The 381-nt window shown below is 76.4% G+C and carries 1 pseudogene; it reads left to right on the top strand.

Annotated elements, in window-relative coordinates:
• Positions 1–244: pseudogene (locus EAD98_RS16365) on the top strand (GNAT family N-acetyltransferase); the annotation flags it as partial.
• Positions 245–381: the final 137 nt, after the last annotated feature.

Raw genomic sequence — 381 nt, 5'->3', positions numbered from 1 at the left:
GGGCCAGCTGCTGCGGCCGTGGTTCGCCGAGCCGGCCACCGCCGCTGGCCCGGTGGCCGCCGACCCGGTCGGCCGTGCCGCGGTGCCGCCACTGTTGCGTGGCTACCTCCGGCTCGGCGCGTGGATCTGCGGCGAGCCGTCGTACGACCCCGACTTCGGGGTGGCGGACTTCTACGTGCTCTTCTCGCTGGACCGGATGAACCCGCGCTACCTGCGGCACTTCCTGGGCGGGGTGGACCGGTGACCGCCGCGCCGCACGACCTGTGGCGGCCCTCGTCCGGCTGTGACGAGGAGTGCCTGCCGGCGGCCGGCGAGGTGCCCACGGTGCCGGTGGCCCGCCGGGTGCTCCGGTTGGTCGCCGCGGCCGGCATGCTGCTGGCC

Origin of the sequence: Micromonospora sp. CV4, from assembly GCF_003667455.1 — a bacterium.
Classification (GTDB): Bacteria; Actinomycetota; Actinomycetes; order Mycobacteriales; family Micromonosporaceae; genus Micromonospora.
The sequence above is the reverse complement of the archived record's forward strand: the minus strand, read 5'-3'. Positions and strand labels throughout refer to the sequence as shown.